The organism is Micromonospora sp. NPDC005173 (assembly GCF_040608515.1).
GTDB lineage: Bacteria > Actinomycetota > Actinomycetes > Mycobacteriales > Micromonosporaceae > Micromonospora.
In genome coordinates this window covers 146990-162872 of sequence record NZ_JBEXIK010000013.1, presented here as the reverse complement: position 1 = coordinate 162872, position 15883 = coordinate 146990, and the positions used below count along the sequence as shown (strand labels likewise).

Sequence of the window (15883 nt, the reverse complement as noted above, 5' to 3'; positions counted from 1 at the left end):
CCCGGCGTGCCATGCGCCGGTGCACACCACCGCTACGCGCCGCCGATCAGTGCCCTCAACGCCGCGCAGTGCTGCTCGTACGCTCTCTGCCCGGCCGGAGCTATCCGATAGGTGGTGCTACCCCCACGGCCACGACCGGTTTTCGTCGAGCTGACATAGCCAGCCGCTTCCAACGTGGACATCTGCTTTGACAAATCCGACTCGCTGATCTGCAGGTGGTCCTTCAGAAACCGAAACGAGACCGAGGAGGCGTTGGCCAGGACGGCCATGGCCGCTAGGCGCTTAGGCACGTGGATGATCGGGTCCAGTCCATCGATCATCGAAGGCGTGCCCGGGTCGTGGCGGCAGCCACGGCGTAACGCCGCTCGTAGACCGCTAGGCCAACCGTCACAAGGACGAACGCCGCCCCGGCGGCAGCCGGGACGCCGACCAGCCACCAGACGAGCCCGACGAGGAGAATGACCACGGCCAGGCCAACCAGGTATCCGCGCCACACTCCGGCGATCTCGACGGGCGGCGTCCCCTTGCCCGGCATCGGGAGCGCGCCGTGCCGACGCTGCATCCAGACAACGAACAGGGCCTCGACGGCGATCAGGACGGCGAGCGACGCCATGAACAGGGCCGCGTTCTCACGCCACCAGGTGAACGTCCCGATCATGGCAGCGGCCCAGGCGCCGACGGAGGGCGCGTACCACGACGGGGTGGGCGGATAGCTGACGTAGGGCGCGGCGGCACCACGCTCGGCCGCTTTGAGCTGTTCCTCCAGATCAGTACTTTCCACATCGGAAAGCTTAATGAACACTTTCCACACGTGCAAGTGATAGGCCCACCGCTGGCCGGTGCGGACGCCCGAGCCATCAGCCCCAGAAGATGCCGGTGTGGTCACGGCCGATCTCGTCGAGCAGGATGCTGACGTCTACGGACGGCCGGGCAGGGCCGTAGCGGTGAAACCGCACATCCCGGTCCCGGTAGTACAGGGCCCAGGTGCCGGTGGTCTTCGTGTGCCGCAGCCGTGCGATGGGGAATTCCTCCACTCCGGGCCAGTGTTCGCACCCCACGGCCGCCGCCGCTCGACGATCGTGAGATGCCGGGGAGCGCCCTCGCATTCCACCCGCACCTGGTCTCGTGCCGCTTCCGGCCCGCGCTCGTCGCACCAGCTCAGGCGATCGCGCCCGCCCGACGGGTCGCAAGGATGGCCAGGGTTTCGCGGCGTACCGCGTCGGCCTCGTGAACCAGCCGGCGGTGGGCGAAGCGGACCACCAGGATCCCGATGGTCGCCAACAGCGCGTCGCGGCGCAGGTCAATCTCCCGCTGGCGTGGGTCGCCGTGCGTGGCGGCGCCGTCGAGCTCGATGTTGACCTGCTCACACTCGGCGAGCATGTCGAGGTACATGGTGCGCCGCCCAACGCGTATCGGGACCTGCCGGCGGAACGCCGGCATCCCCGGGCCGGTGAAGACGTGCTCGTGCCCCCAGATCTCCAGCGGGCTGCGGCAGCCGTCGGCGAGCCTGCTCAGCAGCGTTCGGAGCGCAGCCCGGCCGATCAACTTCGGCACATTTCCCAGGGCGATGGCTAGCCGCTCGGGCGTGGTCAGCCGATCGTTGACCGCTCGGATCACCGGGGCCCGCCGCTCGGTTGGCGGCAACGTCGGCCACGAGTCGACGAGGGCCTGCTCAACGCGGGTCACCGTCAGCCCCCGCCGGACCACCACGTATGGCGGTTCGAGGATGAGGCCCTGGCGTCGGTGCACCACCACACCGGGTCGGGTGCGCAGGCCGGAGCCCGCCGGTGCACTCAGATGCACCAGCTCGCCGACCGCCTGCTGGCGCAGCCCCCATGCGCTGAGCGCGCTGAGGTGACTGAGTGCGCCGCAACCCTCAGCCCAGGCGAGAGCCGCGCGCTGACCCAGAGCAGGGTCAAGTCGACGCAGGGCAGAGACGCCGGGTCGACCATCTACCAGGTGCGCTGCCACGTACACCTCGGGCAGCACCCGCACCAGATCGCCGCTACGGCAAGCCTGCTGCAACGCCCACCGCGGCACCACCTGCCTGGCAGTCTCACGGGTCACCAGCCCCGCGCCAAGCGCTACCAACTCCCGCAGCACCGGATTCACGCCACCGACCGTGTCGCCCCACCCCAATCCCCTGCAACCCCCTCCACCTCGCCCCTGTGCACACCCACCAACCTGTGGACAGCGCCCGCCGCCGCTCGATTTCTGCTAGCCGGACCGATCGGTGGCAGGTCAGCAGGGCAGGCGTCGGCGTGTCGAGTTGCTCAGCTGCCAACGATCACGAAAGCAACTCAGCTCGGGACGTCGCGGTGGCGGAAGGCCGCGACGCCGACGGCTAGCAGCGCCGCCGCCACCCCGGCCAGCACCACCAGCGGCAGCACCGCCAGGTCGACCGCGGGCACGGACGGCACATGGGTGTACGGAGAGAGGTTGAGCGCGGCCTGCGGCAGCTCCAGCACCGCGCCGAGTTGCCCGAGGAGCAGGAAGACCAGCAGCGCCGTCCAGGAGAGCACCACCGACCGGCGGGGCAGCAGGCCGAAGAGCGCGGTCACCACTCCGGCCACCACGAGCAGAGCCGGCAGCCGCAGCAGTGCGGCCCCTCCCAACTCGATGGCCGCGCCGAGCGGGTCGCCGGTGACCAGGCCGTAGCCGAGCCCGGTGGTCAGGCCCGCGAGCAGCAGCAGGGCGACCGCGCCGAGCGCTGCGGCGAGCACCTGGGTGCCGAGCCATCGGGTACGGCTCACCGCGGTGGCGAGGGCGGCCTCCAGCACCCCGTCGGCTTCGTCGCCGCGTACCCGCAGCATGGCCTGCACCACGTACGCCCCGATCGTCAACGCGAACAGCCCGAGCATCGCGGCCAGGTACGCGTCGACCAGGTCGGTGCCACCGCCCATCGCGTTGATCGCCTCGGCGGCGGCCGGGTTCTGGTCGATCATCGCGTTGAACTCGTCGGCGGCCACGCCCATCGAGAGGCCGAGCACGGCCACCCCGACCGCCCAGCCGAGCAGAGTGCCGCGCTGCATCCGCCAGGCCAGCCCGGCAGGGCTGAGCAGCCGCGCCGCAGCGGTCGCTGGCCCGCGCCGAGGGGCGACCAGCCCGGCGCCCTGGTCCCGTCGCTCCGCGAGGGCGTACGCCAGCGCCACCCCGGCGAGCAGCAGTACGACGGGCAGGGCGAGCACCCACCAGCGTTCCCCGGCGAAGGCCCGCACCTGGTTGCCCCAGCCGAGCGGGGAGAGCCAGGACGGCCACGCACTCTCCACCCGGGTGCCGTCGGCGTTGGAGTCGCCGAGCACGTCGCCGGCGGCACGCAGCACGAAGGAGAGCCCGACGACGGCGGCGGCGAGGGCGTTGGCGCCCCGGGAGGTGACCGAGAGTTGCGCGGTGACCGCGGCGACGCCGGTGAAGGCCACCCCGACACCGCCGACCGCGCCGGCTGCCGCGACGGAGCCGGCCAGCGGCAGGCCGGCACCGGCCAGAGCGAGCGTGAGCAGGGCTGCGGCCAGCACGTTCGCCGCGACGACGACCAGCAGCGCGGCGGTGAGCGGCGCGTACCGGCCGACCACGGAAGCGCCGAGCAACTCCGCCCGGCCGGTCTCCTCGTTCTGCCGGGTGTGCCGGGCCACCGTGAAGGTGCTCAGCAGGGCGACGATCAGGGCCAACGTCACGTACGTCTCCGCGACCACCACGGCGCCGAGGTCGGCGCTGGCGATGGGGCCGTTGAAGGCTCGGGCGACCAGGCTGGACGCCGAGGTGGCGGCGTAGCCGTGGCGGGCCGCCTCGTCCGGGTAGACGCCGGCAACGCTGCCGGCGAGGGCATAGCCGAGCAGGGGCGTGCCGAGGACCCAGATCGCGAGGCGGATCCGGTCGCGGCGCAGCACGAGACGGGCCAGCCGGCGGGTGCCGGTGAGGGCGGTCATCGGGCACCGGCCTGCGGGGCTTCGGCCGGTTGGTGATCGTCGGCGGCGGGTTGCTCCTCGCCGTAGTGGCGCAGGAACAGCTGCTCCAGGGTGGGTGGGGTGCTGGTCAGCGCGCGGACGCCGAAGCGGATGAGCTGGCCGAGCAACTCGTCGAAGTGCGCCGGGTCGACCTCCAGGTGGGTACGCCCGTCGACCTCGTGCACGCCGTGCACGCCGGGCAGCGCGTCCAGGCCGGTCACCGGCCGGGCCGTCTCGACGATCACCGTGGTGCGGGTGAGGTGGCGCAGCTCGGCAAGGCTGCCGGACTCGACGGTACGACCCTCGCGGATGATGCTGACCCGGTCGCAGAGCGCCTCGACCTCGGCGAGCACGTGGCTGGAGAGCAGCACGGTGGCGCCGGCCTGCTTGATCCGCCGGATCTCGTCCTGGAACACCGCCTCCATCAGGGGATCGAGGCCGGAGGTCGGCTCGTCGAGCACGTACAGCTCCACGTTGGAGGAGAAGGCGGCGACGATGGCGACCTTCTGCCGGTTGCCCTTGGAGTACGTGCGGCACGCGCGGGTCGGGTCCAGATCGAAGCGCTGCAGCAACTCGTCACGGCGACGCCGGTCGAGGCCGCCGCGCAGGTCACCCAGGAGATCGATCGCCTCCCCGCCGGAGAGGTTCGGCCAGAGGCTGACGTCGCCCGGCACGTACGCCAGGCGGCGATGCAGGCGCACCGCGTCGCGCCACGGGTCGGCGCCGAGCACCCGCGCGTCGCCGGAGTCGCGGCGGAGCAGCCCGAGCAGGATTCGGATGGTGGTGGACTTCCCGGCTCCGTTGGGCCCGAGGAAGCCGTGCACCTCCCCCGGCTCGACCCGCAGGTCGAGCCCGTCGAGTGCCCGGATGCCGCCGAACGTCTTGACCAGGTTGCCGATCGAAATGACGGGCATCGCCCCTCCTGCCATTGGATGCGTCGACCGTCCTCACTGTACTGACCGTCGGTCAGTCGAATCAACGGTGAGGTCTGCCACCGGTCAGGGCCGGCTAGGCTGGCCGGCATGACCGCCGATCCCGCGGACGACACCCGCACCCGGATCCTGCGCGCCGCGCTCGACCTCTTCGCGGAGCACGGCTACCAGCGCACCTCGCTGCGCCAGATCGGCGAGCGGCTGCGGCTGACCAAGGCCGCGATCCTGTACCACTTCCCGGCCAAGGAGCACCTGCTCGCCGCACTGGTCGAGCCGCTGGTGGCCGACCTGGAGGCGCTGCTCGACGCCGCGCAGGGGCAGCCGACCGAGCAGGCCCGGTGGACGGTGCTGGAGGGCTGGGTGGACACCATGCTCGCCCACCGCCGGCCGCTCGGCATGCTCTTCCACGACATCGCGCTGGTCGGCCGGGGAGACACGTACCACCGCCTGATGGGGATCGCGATGCGGGCCAACGACCTCATCGCCGGGCCGGACGCTGGACGCCGCGAACGGGTCCGGGCGGTCCAGGCGGTCGCCGCGTGCAGCGACCCGATCGTCTTCTTCACCGACGTGCCGGACGAGGTGCTGCGCGCCGACATGCTCGACGGCGTACGCCGCCTGCTGGCCATGCCGCCCGCACCCCCGGACGCCGCACCCCTGGTCGGGGCAGCCCCGGCCGTCGCAGCCCCGGGTGCCGGGGCGACAGCCCACCGGCGGCAACCGGGGCGGCCGCGGGCACTGGGCCGGGAGCAGGTCGAGGCGGCTCGGCGGATGCACGCGGCGGGAACGCATTCGGTGAACGCCATCGCCACCACTCTGGGTGTCTCGCGGGCCACCGTCTACCGACACCTGGACGACAGTAATGAGACGGTTTAGCGACTGTTTCGAGACGGTTGTGAACCGCCTCCCGATCGGTCAGGCCGCCAGGGTGGCGTAGCGGCCGTTGTGGTGCAGCAGGCTGTCGTGGGTGCCGGCCTCGACGATCCGGCCGTGGTCGAGCACCGCGATCTGGTCGGCGTCGCGGACGGTGGAGAGCCGGTGCGCGATGGTGATCGTGGTACGCCCCTCGGCGAGCACGTCGAACGCCCGCTGCACGGCCCGTTCGGTCTCGGTGTCCAGCGCGCTGGTGGCCTCGTCGAGGACGAGGATGCGCGGGTCGCGCAGCAGCGTGCGGGCGATGGCCAGCCGCTGCTTCTCGCCACCGGAGAACCGGTGGCCGCGCGAGCCGACCACGGTGTCGTACCCGTCGGGGAGGCCGGCGATCAGGTCGTGGATCTGTGCGGCGCGGGCGCCGTCCTCGATCTCCGCGTCGGTGGCGTCCGGCCGGGCGTAGCGCAGGTTCTCCCGAACGGTGGTGTGCAGCAGGTAGGTCTCCTGGCTGACCACGCCGACGATCGCGGCCAGGTCGGCCAGTCGCAGGTCCCGCAGGTCGACGCCGTCGACGGTGACTCGGCCGGCGGTCGGGTCGTGCAGCCGGCTGACCAGCCCGGCGAGGGTGCTCTTGCCGGAGCCGGTCTCGCCCACCAGGGCGAGGCTGGTGCCGGCGGGCACGTCCAGGGTGATCCCGGCGAGCGCGGCGGTGTCGCTGCCCGGGTAGCCGAAGGTGACGTCCTCCAGGCGCAGGTGCCCCCGTACCCGGGTGGGGTCGAGGCGGACCGGCTCGGTGGGGTCGGCCACGTCGACCGGCAGGTCCAGGTATTCGAAGATCCGGGCGAACAGCGCCAGCGAGGCGGTCAGTGAGACGCCCACGTTGAGCAGCCCCATCAGCGGCCGGAACAGGCCGCCCTGCAGGGCGGTGAAGGCGACCAGGGTGCCGATGCTCAGCGTGCCGGCGGTGCCGGGCAGGCCGGCTGCGAGGTAGATGACCGCCGGTACGGCAGCGAAGATGATGCTCATCGAGGCCATCCGCCAGCGGCCGGCCAGCTCGCTGCGCAGCTCCAGGTCGACCAGCCGGGCCGACGAGGCGGTGAAGCGGTCGATCAACGCGGGCCCGGTGCCGAGGGTCTTGGCCAGTTGCACGCCGCTGATCGACAGCCCCTCCTCGACGGTGACGTTGAGGTCGGCGAGTTCGCGCTGGCGCTGGGCGGTGATCTCGCGGCGCATCCGGGCGACCCGGCGGGTCAGCCAGATCGCCGGCGGCAGCACCACCAGCGAGACCAGGGAGAGCTGCCAGGAGAGTGCGACCATCGCGACCGCGGTGGCGATCACGGTGGTGAGGTTGGACGCGACGGCGGTGGCGGTGGAGGTGACCACCGACTGCATGCCACCGATGTCGTTGGTGATCCGGGACTGCACCTCGCCGGTGCGGGTCCGGGTGAAGAAGCCCAGCGACTGCCGCTGGAGGTGGCTGAAGACGTCGGTGCGCAGCCGGTGCATGACCTGCTGCCCGACCTGGGTGGAGATCCAGGTCTGGACGACGCCGAGGGCGGCGGTCACGGCGGCCACCGCGACCATGCCGAGGACCAGCCAGACCAGCAGGGTCACGTCTCCCTGCGGCAGTGCCCGGTCGATGACAGCACGAAGCAGGAACGGGGTGGCCATCGCGATGATCGAGGAGGCCACGATGATCGCGGTGACGGTGGCCAGCGCGGGCCGGTGGGCGGTGAACAGCCGGCCGATGCGGCGCAACGACACCTGGCGGGCCTGCGCCTTCTCGTCGGCGCTGACGGTGCGGTGGCCGCGGTCGCGGCCGGTGGGGGTGGGTTCCAAGGGGAACTGCCTCTCGTCGGGGACATTGCTGAGGTTACCTCATCATGAGGGAACAACGGCATCCCCTGCTACCGTATTCCCCGTGACGGAGCGCACGGCGGACGGCGACGACGAGAGCCTGGCGGAGACCTTCTGGGCGGTGGCCGGGCGGCTGCGCCGACAGGCGCGGGAGTCGTTGGCGCCGTGGGACGTCACACCCAGCCAGTCCCGGGCGCTCGGGGTGCTGGCCCGGCACGGTGAGCTGCGCCCCGGCGGCATCGCCGAGCACCTGCGCATCGCGCCCCGCTCGGCCACCGAGGTCATCGACGACCTCCAGGCCCGTGGGCTCGTCGAACGCCGACCCGACCCGGCCGACCGGCGGGCGACCCTGGTCGCGCTCACCGACGAGGGCAACCGGGTCAGCGCCGCCATCCGGGCCGCCCGCCGGGCCGAGGCGGATCGCTTCTTCGGCCACCTGGACGACGCCGACCGCGCCCAGTTCGCCCGCATCCTGCGTACCCTGCTCGGCTGAGCACGGCAGGCACCTCTGTGACGGGGTTTGCCCAACCCGCGCCCGGGTAGCCAGCGGCCCCGTCCGGTCGACGGGACCGGCCCCGACCGGGCCGGGCGACGCGACAGGAGGATGGCCGTGCCGCTGGTGTCCCACCTGACCCATCGCCCCGCCTGATGTGCGGGATCAGCGGGGAGGCACGGTTCGACGGTCGGCAGCCCGACGCCGCGGCGGTCACCCGGATGACCGAGGCGATGCTTTCGCGCGGCCCGGACGGCGAAGGGCTGTTCACCGACGGCTGGGTGACCCTGGGGCATCGCCGGCTGACCATCATCGACCTGTCCGACGCGGGCGGACAGCCGATGGTCCGCGACGACCTGGGCCTGGCGCTGGTCTTCAACGGCTGCATCTACAACTACCCGGAGCTGCGCGAGGAGCTGCGGAACGCCGGGTACGCGTTCCACTCCACCAGCGACACCGAGGTGATCCTGGTGGCGTACGCGCACTGGGGTGAACGCTTCGTCGACCACCTGGTCGGCATGTTCGCGATCGGGCTGGTCGACCGTGCCCGGCGGCGGCTGGTGCTGGCCCGCGACCGGCTCGGCATCAAACCGCTGTACCTCGCCGAGACCCCCGGCCGGCTCCGGTTCGCCTCCACCCTGCCCGCGCTGCTGCGCGCCGGCGACGTGGACACCAGCGTCGACCCGGTGGCGCTGCACCACTACCTGTCGTGGCACTCCATCGTGCCCGGGCCGCGGACCGTGCTGCGCGGCGTCCGGAAGTTGCCACCGGCCACCCTGCGGGTGATCGAGGCGGACGGGCGCAGCCGGGAGGAGGTGTACTGGCGTCCGGACTACGTCCGGGAACCGGCCGACGCCGGGATGGACGCCGCCGACTGGCGGGCCGCCATCGGAGACGCGCTGCGCACGGCGGTACGTCGGCGGCTGGTCGCCGACGTGCCGGTCGGGGTGCTGCTCTCCGGAGGGCTGGACTCCAGCCTCATCGTGGCGCTTCTCGCCGAGGCCGGCCAGCAGCACCTGCGGACGTTCAGCATCGGCTTCGACAGCCGCGGCGACGAGTCCGGCGACGAGTTCCACTACTCCGACCTGGTGGCCCGCGCGTACGACACCGACCACCACCGGATCCGGCTGGCCGACGACGACCTGGTGCCCGCCCTGCGACGGGCCGTCCTGGCGATGGCCGAGCCGATGGGCAGCCACGACGTGGTCGCCTTCCACCTGCTGTCCGAGCAGGTGGCCCGGCACGTGAAGGTGGCACAGTCCGGGCAGGGCGCCGACGAGGTGTTCGCTGGCTACGGCTACCACCAGCCGCTCGTCGAGGCGCCCCGGCACGGCGCGGCCGAGACGTTCGCCGCCGCGTTCTTCGACCGCGACCACGACGAGCTGCGCCAGATCGTCGGCCCGGCGTACGCGCTGGACCACGACGCCAGCCGCGACCTGCTCGCCGGGTACCTCGCCGCGCCCGGGGCGCAGAGCGCGCTGGACGCGGTGCTGCGCCTGGACACCCACCTGATGCTGCCCGACGACCCGGTCAAGCGGGTGGACAACATGAGCATGGCGTGGGGCCTTGAGGTGCGGACGCCGTTCCTCGACCAGGACCTGGTCACCCTGGCCGCGCACTGCCCGCCCGAGCACAAGGTGGCCCAGGGCGGCAAGGGCGTGCTGAAGGAGGTCGCCCGGGAGGTACTGCCGGCCGAGGTGATCGACCGGCCCAAGGGCTACTTTCCAGTGCCGGCGCTGCGCAACGTGGACGGGCCGGTGCGCGAGCTGGTGGCCGAGGCATTGCAGGCGCCGGCCGCGCGCGAGCGGGGCCTGTTCCGGTCGGAGTACGTGGCACGCCTGCTCGCCGAGCCGGACCGGGCCGAGGCGGCGGCCGGCAGCAACAAGCTGTGGCAGCTCGGCCTCCTGGAACTCTGGCTCCAGTCGCACGGCATCCGCTGAGCCGGGGGTCGGGTCAGCCGGCGGAGGTGCGGGCGGCCAGGTCGTCGATGACCGCCCGCAGGTCTCCGGTGCGCTCCAGCACCCGCCGCTGCCGGGTCGCGCCGGTACCCTCGCGGCGCAGCCGGGCCAGCTGCCCCAGCGCATAGCCCAGATCCCCGTGCCGCAGCAGGGCCGGGGCGATCATCGTCATCAGCTCGTCGACCAGCACCCAGGCCGGCCTGGTCCCACCGGCGCGCAGGTCGATCAGCTCGCCGTCGAGGCCGTCGTGGGCGGCCCGCCAGTGCGCCGCGGCGACCAGGCAGTCGCGGGTACGGGGGGCGGGCACACCAGCGCGTACGTCGTCGGCGAGGGCGGCGACCAGTGCCCGGACCAGCGCGGCGACCAGCACGGCGTCGTCCACTTCCGGGCAGACGTCGCCCACCCGCACCTCCACCGTCGGGTACGCCGACGACGGCCGGGCGTACCAGTAGACCATCGCGGCGTCGAGCATGATGCCGGCGGCGATCAGCTCGTCGACGGTCCGGTCGTAGTCGGCGAGGGAGTCGAAGTACGGCGTCGGGCCGATGCTGGGCCAGCGCTCCAGTTGCATCGACCGCCAGCTGGCGTGGCCGGTGTCGTGCCCGTCGTGCAGCGGCGAGTTGGTGGTGATCGCCTGCACCACCGGCAGCCACACCCGCAGGTGGTTGCAGACCTGCACGGCCAGTTCGCGATCGGACAGCCCGACGTGCACGTGGCAGCCGCAGACGGCCGGGTCGTGCGCCACCGGCCCGTACCGGCGCGACATCGCGTGGTAGCGCGGTTTGTCGGGCACCGTCCGGTGCGGCTCGGCCACCGGGGTGGCCCCGACCGCCACCAGCCGGGCACCCGCCGCCGCGGCCGCCTCGACGGCCGATCGGCGCAGTGCCACCAGGTGCGCGCGCAGATCGGTGAGGTCGGCACAGACCGGGGTGATCATCTCGACCATGCTGTGCCGGAACTCCTGCCGGCTCTGCTCCCGGGCCGAGCCGCGCAGCGCGGCCAGCACCTGGTCGGCCACCGGCAGGTTCCGCCCGCTGTCCGGGTCGAGCAGCAGGAACTCCTCCTCCACGCCGAGCGTGAGGGCGCCCAGGTCGGGCACGGTTGCGGCGGCCGCCGGACGGCACGTCATGGCGCCCTCCATCTGCTCCTGCGGCCGGGGCTCGACGCCCCGGCCGGCGGGTGCCTCGGTTTCCCGGCCCGCCCCGCCGGCAAACGCACGGTCAGCCCGGTGACACGGCCGCCGCACGCCCGGCGAGGAAGGCACGTTCGGCCGCGTTGTCCGTCAGCGCGGCGGCCGTCCGGTACTCGGCGGCGGCCTCCCCGCCCCGGTCGAGCCGGGCGAGCAGGTCCGCACGGACCGCGTACCGCACGTGGTAGCCGTCCAGGTCGAGGCGGTCCACCTCGGCCAGCGCCACCGCCGGTCCGGCCACCTCGGCGAGCGCGACCGCCCGGTTCAGCGCCACCACCGGGCCGGGAGCGACCGCCGACAACTGGTCGTACAACTGGAGGATCTGGCCCCAGTCGGTGTCGGCGGCGCGCGAAGCGGCACTGTGCACGGCGGCGATCGCGGCCTGGATCTGGTACGGCCCCGGCCGGTCGCGGCGCAGACAGCGGCGGACCAGCGCCTGCCCCTCGGCGACCAGCGCGGCGTCCCAGCGGCCCCGATCCTGTCGGGGCAGTGGCACCAGCTCGCCGTCGGCGGTGGTCCGCGCGTCCCGGCGGGATTCGGTGAGCAGCATCAGCGCGAGCAGGCCGAGGGCCTCCGGCTCGTCCGGCATCAGCTCGGCCAACAGCCGGGCCAACCGGATCGCCTCGGCGCACAGCTCCGCGCGGACCAGTCGCCGCCCGGCGCTGGCCGTGTACCCCTCGTTGAAGATCAGGTACAGCACCGCGAGCACGGCGTGCAGCCGGTCGGGCAGGTCGGCGTCGCGTGGCACCCGGTACGGGATCCGGGCGTTGCGGATCTTCGACTTGGCCCGGACCAGCCGCTGCGCCATCGTCGGCTCGGGCACCAGGAATGCGCGGGCGATCTCGGCGGTGCTCAGGCCGCCGAGCAGGCGCAGGGTGAGCGCGACCCGGGCGGCCGGTGCGAGCGCCGGGTGGCAGCAGGTGAAGATCAGACGTAGCCGGTCATCGCGCACCGGTCCCTCCTCGGCGGGTACGTCGGCCGCGTACAACAGGGCCGCCTGGGCGTGCCGGTCGGCCCGGGACGCCTCCCGGCGCAGCCGGTCGATGGCCTGGTTCCGAGCGGTGGTGATGATCCAGCCGGCAGGGCTGGGCGGTGGACCGGTCTGCGACCACCGCCGTACCGCGATGGTGAAGGCCTCCTGGACGGCCTCCTCGGCGAGGTCGATGTCGCCGAGGAGGCGGACCAGGACGGCGACCGCGCGGCCGTACTCCGCGCGGAACACCGCCTCCACGTTCTGCACGGTCAGTCCCCGGCTCCACCCTGGAACGGGCGTACCTCGATCGGCAGCGTGGTGGCCAGCGCGTAGCGGCGGCCCCAGTCCAGGGCGGCGTCCAGGTCGGGCACGTCGATGATGGTGATACCGCCCAGGTGCTCCTTGCCCTCGACGAACGGCCCGTCGGTGACCAGCACCTCGCCGTCGCGGGGGCGCAGCACGGTGGCGGTCTCCGGGCCGTGCAGGCCCTGCCCGAAGACCCACGACCCGGCCCCCACCAACTCGTCGTGCAGCTCCCCGAGCTGACGCATCACCCCGGCCAGGAACTCCGGGTCCGGCGGCAGCTCACCCTGGGGCTGGTGGATGCTGAGCAGGTACAGCGTCATCGTTCCTCCTTGCGGGGGCGGCCGGCCCGTCGCCGACCCCTCATCCTCCACACGAACGGCCCTCGCCCGGATCGACATACCGCTGGAAAAGATTCGGCCGGATTCCCGCCGGCGCGACGGCGCGGTGTCGGCGGGGGTGCGGCGCGACCGGGCCGGCCCGGTCTCGGCGGGACCGGGCCGGCTCGACCCACGGTGCGACCCGCGCGGCCCGGTCGACGGCGCGACCGGGCCGGTCGGGTGCCCCGGTCAGGGGTAGGTGGTCAGGTACACCTGCTGGTTGGCCGCGTTGGCGGTGCCGCCGGTGTTGTTGATCACCCGGTTGATGGTGCCGACGCCACCGAGCGAGACGGTGACCATGTTGGTGAACCGCACGTTCGGGTTGGTGGGCGCCTCGATGGCCCGGTCGGCGATGACCGCCGGGTTCACGTTGAAGTAGCAGTAGCTGCCCATCCCCCACGCCTGATGGCTGGTGACGGAGTCGGCCACCTTGTACGCGGCGTACCCCCGGGTCGCGCCGTTCATCCAGGCGCCCTGGTTGGGCGGGTCGTACGGCATCTCGTTCTGGTAGAAGTACGTCCGCCCGCCGTTGCCGTTCCAGACCGTCTGGTACTTCTGGTAGTGCTCGACGAAGAGGCCGTACATGGTGACGTTGTCGCCGTTGACGGTGAGCCCGGTGTCGGCGGTGTTCAACGTCCACCCGGTGGGTACGCCGCTGGCCGCGTGGTCGGCCCGCCACAGCCACATGTGGTCACCGATCACGTTGTCACTGTTGACGGTCAGCGTGTTGGTGGCCCTGCCGACGTGCGGTCCACCGATCCGGAAGAACACGTCGTGCAACGAGGTCGGGTTCGCGGCGTGGCTCGCCGCCGAGCCCGTCGGCCCGACCTCCATCAGCACCGGCGAGTTCGTCGTGCCGGCCTCGAACATGATGCCGGCCACCTTCACACCGTCCACGTCGGCCACCCGCATCCCGACGCTGCCGTTGTCGGCCTGGATGGTAGCCAGGCCGAGGCCGAGGATCACCGTGTCGGCCCGGTTGACCTGGATCGGCTCGGTGACGTGGTGCACGCCCGGGGTGAAGAGCAGGTGCTTGCCCTGGGCCAGGGCCGCGTTGATGGTGGCCGCGCTGGTGCCGGGCTGGACGATGAAGAACTGCGACAGCGAGATGGACGAGCCGGCCGGGGTCTTGCCGTACCAGCTGGTGCCGGTGGAGTTGTTCCGCAGCGCCGGCACGAAGACCCGGTACTCGCCAGTGCCGTCGACGTACAGGAACGGCTTCTCCCGAACCTGCGGGGTCTGCGGGATGACGGTGTGCGACGGGTTGGGGAAGCTCGGCGGTGGTGCGCCGGTGACGCCCTGGAAGACCATGTTCCACACCGAGCCGGTCCAGCCGTTGCCGAACTCGCTGTTGCGCGAGTACCACTGCTGCTGCGAGCCGGAGACGACCAGGCCGTCGACGCGGGTGTCGGCCATCAGGCCGCCACTGGACCAGCCGTCGCCGCCGTTCCAGAGCTGGATCTGGTTCTGCGCGCCGCGCAGGTGCATCCGCCGGTACGGCGCGGCCTGGGACACCGCCCAGCGCTCGACGCTCACCCCGGCGGGCAGGGTGACCGAGAGGTTCTCCGCCGCGCGCCAGAAGTTCTGGGTGGCGTTGCCGCCGAACCAGGCCGCCTCCACCCGGACGTGCCCGTTGAGGTTGACGTCGTCGGGGCTCATGCCGAGGCCGGCGACCTGGGTGAAGAAGCCGAGGTTGACGTCGGCGGTGTAGGTGCCGGGCTTGAAGAGCACCGCGTAGCGCTGGGGGCCGAACTGGTTGGTCTCCTGCTGGGTGAAGAGCGTGTGCAGTCGACTCTGGATGGTGGCGGTCGGGGTGCTCGGGTCGAAGACGAAGGTGTTCGGACCGAGGTTCGGGTTGCGCGGGTCGGTCGGGTCGACCGGCGGCTCGCTGGTCCCACCGGTCGTGTTCACCGCCAGCTCCCACAGTGAGTAGCCGTAGGTGGTGCCCCGCGCGGTGCCGTACATCCGCAGGTAGCGACCGCTGCCGGTGACGGCGAGGGTCTGCGTGCCGCCGGCGCCGGTGGTGGTCGAGTAGATGGTGGTCCAGGTGTTGCCGTCAGCCGAGGTCTGGAGCTGGAAGGCCCGGGCGTATGCGGCCTCCCAGGTGAGCACCACCCGGCAGATCGACTGCGTGCTGCCGAGGTCGACGCGCAGCCACTGGGGATCGCTGGCGGCGCTGGCCCAGCGGGTGCCGGCGTTGCCGTCGACCGCGGCGGACGCGGGGGTGCCGGCGTTCTCGGTGGACGAGGCGGTAACCGGGCGGCCCTGCGCGGCATTGGTGCTGCCGCAGGTGGGCGTGCTGCCGCCGGTCTCGCCGTAGACCTGGAACTCCCAGAGCGAGTAGCCGTAGCCGGTGCCCCGGGCGGTGCCGTACATCCGCACGTACCGGCCGGCGCCCGTGACGGCGAGGGTCTGCGTGCCGCCGGCGCCGGTGGTGGTCGAGTAGATGGTGGTCCAGGTGGCCCCGTCGTCGGAGGTCTGGAGCTGGAAGGCGCGGGCGTAGGCACCCTCCCACTGCAGGGTCACCTGGCTGAGGGTGGCCCGGGCACCCAGGTCGACCTGGAGCCACTGGGGATCGCTGAACGCGCTGGCCCAGCGGGTGCCGGTGTTGCCGTCGACGGCGGCGGCGGCCGGGGTGCCGGCGTTCTCGGTGGACGAGGCGGTGGCCGGGCGGCCCTGCGACAGCAGGGTGGGGGCGGCCTGCGCCGGTGTCGGGACGCCGGCCGGGGTGAGCGCCGCGACCAGGGCCACGGTGAGCCCGAGGAGCAGGTGTCGGACGGCACGCCGGGGACGCGGGCGTGCGGATGTAGCGCGAGATGTCATGACATCGCCTGTCGATAGGGGGTTACGGACGACGCGCGGGTGGGATGGGGCTCGCCCGTGGTGCCGTGGGTGGTGCCGCCGATGCGACGCCGCGGGGCGGAGAGCGCTCTCGTAGGAGTGTTGCGGCGCGATTGCGACGGCGTCAAGACATCGATCTATAA

14 protein-coding genes are annotated in these 15883 nt (G+C 72.5%); 3 read left to right on the top strand and 11 right to left on the bottom strand.

Annotation, left to right across the window (positions count from 1 at the left end; translation table 11 throughout):
- Window positions 1-32: 32 nt before the first annotated feature.
- The 6 genes from ABZV00_RS17550 to ABZV00_RS17525 form a co-directional block, all read right to left on the bottom strand.
- Window positions 33-320: a transcriptional regulator gene (locus tag ABZV00_RS17550; RefSeq protein WP_355607168.1), complete on the bottom strand. Its 288-nt coding sequence runs from the start codon at window positions 318-320 to the stop codon at window positions 33-35.
- Window positions 317-811 (bottom strand): hypothetical protein, encoded by a 495-nt coding sequence (locus ABZV00_RS17545; protein WP_355607166.1) that lies wholly within the window; start codon window positions 809-811, stop codon window positions 317-319. Before ABZV00_RS17545 ends, ABZV00_RS17550 begins: the two co-directional genes overlap by 4 nt.
- A 46-nt stretch (window positions 812-857) precedes the next feature.
- Entirely contained in the window at window positions 858-1034 is a 177-nt protein-coding gene (locus ABZV00_RS17540) for a DUF3024 domain-containing protein (protein ID WP_355607163.1), read from the bottom strand.
- 124 nt (window positions 1035-1158) lie between these two features.
- On the bottom strand, window positions 1159-2112 hold the full coding sequence (locus tag ABZV00_RS17535) for a DUF559 domain-containing protein (protein WP_355607160.1): 954 nt from the start codon (window positions 2110-2112) through the stop codon (window positions 1159-1161).
- 188 nt (window positions 2113-2300) lie between these two features.
- On the bottom strand, window positions 2301-3926 hold the full coding sequence (locus ABZV00_RS17530) for an anibiotic ABC transporter (protein WP_355607157.1): 1626 nt from the start codon (window positions 3924-3926) through the stop codon (window positions 2301-2303).
- Entirely contained in the window at window positions 3923-4858 is a 936-nt protein-coding gene (locus ABZV00_RS17525; RefSeq protein WP_328416211.1) for an ABC transporter ATP-binding protein, read from the bottom strand. Before ABZV00_RS17525 ends, ABZV00_RS17530 begins: the two co-directional genes overlap by 4 nt.
- A gap of 108 nt (window positions 4859-4966) precedes the next feature.
- Here ABZV00_RS17525 and ABZV00_RS17520 point away from each other — a divergent pair, with 108 nt between their 5' ends.
- The gene (locus ABZV00_RS17520) at window positions 4967-5752 is read left to right on the top strand and encodes a TetR family transcriptional regulator (protein WP_355607154.1); all 786 of its coding nucleotides are present in this window, start codon (window positions 4967-4969) and stop codon (window positions 5750-5752) included.
- Window positions 5753-5791: 39 nt separating this feature from the next.
- Here ABZV00_RS17520 and ABZV00_RS17515 read toward each other — a convergent pair whose 3' ends face one another.
- Window positions 5792-7585: an ABC transporter ATP-binding protein gene (locus tag ABZV00_RS17515; protein WP_355607151.1), complete on the bottom strand. Its 1794-nt coding sequence runs from the start codon at window positions 7583-7585 to the stop codon at window positions 5792-5794.
- An 82-nt stretch (window positions 7586-7667) separates the two neighbouring features.
- Here ABZV00_RS17515 and ABZV00_RS17510 point away from each other — a divergent pair, with 82 nt between their 5' ends.
- Both ABZV00_RS17510 and ABZV00_RS17505 read left to right on the top strand, forming a co-directional pair.
- Window positions 7668-8096: a MarR family winged helix-turn-helix transcriptional regulator gene (locus ABZV00_RS17510; RefSeq protein WP_328416208.1), complete on the top strand. Its 429-nt coding sequence runs from the start codon at window positions 7668-7670 to the stop codon at window positions 8094-8096.
- A 155-nt stretch (window positions 8097-8251) separates the two neighbouring features.
- On the top strand, window positions 8252-10036 hold the full coding sequence (locus tag ABZV00_RS17505) for an N-acetylglutaminylglutamine amidotransferase (protein ID WP_355607147.1): 1785 nt from the start codon (window positions 8252-8254) through the stop codon (window positions 10034-10036).
- A 13-nt stretch (window positions 10037-10049) separates the two neighbouring features.
- On the opposite strand, the gene ABZV00_RS17500 is transcribed toward ABZV00_RS17505, so the two are convergent.
- The 4 genes from ABZV00_RS17500 to ABZV00_RS17485 form a co-directional block, all read right to left on the bottom strand.
- On the bottom strand, window positions 10050-11183 hold the full coding sequence (locus ABZV00_RS17500; protein WP_355607144.1) for a glutamate--cysteine ligase: 1134 nt from the start codon (window positions 11181-11183) through the stop codon (window positions 10050-10052).
- Between the two features lie 91 nt (window positions 11184-11274).
- Window positions 11275-12483, bottom strand: a complete 1209-nt coding sequence (locus ABZV00_RS17495; RefSeq protein WP_355607141.1) for a sigma-70 family RNA polymerase sigma factor — start codon at window positions 12481-12483, stop codon at window positions 11275-11277.
- Window positions 12484-12485: 2 nt separating this feature from the next.
- On the bottom strand, window positions 12486-12842 hold the full coding sequence (locus ABZV00_RS17490) for a YciI family protein (protein WP_328416200.1): 357 nt from the start codon (window positions 12840-12842) through the stop codon (window positions 12486-12488).
- A 246-nt stretch (window positions 12843-13088) separates the two neighbouring features.
- Window positions 13089-15722 (bottom strand): discoidin domain-containing protein, encoded by a 2634-nt coding sequence (locus ABZV00_RS17485; RefSeq protein WP_355607137.1) that lies wholly within the window; start codon window positions 15720-15722, stop codon window positions 13089-13091.
- Window positions 15723-15883 lie beyond the last annotated feature (161 nt).

Bases quoted from the DNA above. Each gene is read 5' to 3' on its own strand.
- ABZV00_RS17550 (WP_355607168.1), bottom strand. From the start codon at position 320: ATGATCGATGGACTGGACCCGATCATCCACGTGCCTAAGCGCCTAGCG.
- ABZV00_RS17530 (WP_355607157.1), bottom strand. From the start codon at position 3,926: ATGACCGCCCTCACCGGCACCCGCCGGCTGGCCCGTCTCGTGCTGCGC.
- ABZV00_RS17525 (WP_328416211.1), bottom strand. From the start codon at position 4,858: ATGCCCGTCATTTCGATCGGCAACCTGGTCAAGACGTTCGGCGGCATC.
- ABZV00_RS17520 (WP_355607154.1), top strand. From the start codon at position 4,967: ATGACCGCCGATCCCGCGGACGACACCCGCACCCGGATCCTGCGCGCC.
- ABZV00_RS17505 (WP_355607147.1), top strand. From the start codon at position 8,252: ATGTGCGGGATCAGCGGGGAGGCACGGTTCGACGGTCGGCAGCCCGAC.
- ABZV00_RS17500 (WP_355607144.1), bottom strand. From the start codon at position 11,183: ATGACGTGCCGTCCGGCGGCCGCCGCAACCGTGCCCGACCTGGGCGCC.
- ABZV00_RS17490 (WP_328416200.1), bottom strand. From the start codon at position 12,842: ATGACGCTGTACCTGCTCAGCATCCACCAGCCCCAGGGTGAGCTGCCG.
- ABZV00_RS17485 (WP_355607137.1), bottom strand. From the start codon at position 15,722: ATGACATCTCGCGCTACATCCGCACGCCCGCGTCCCCGGCGTGCCGTC.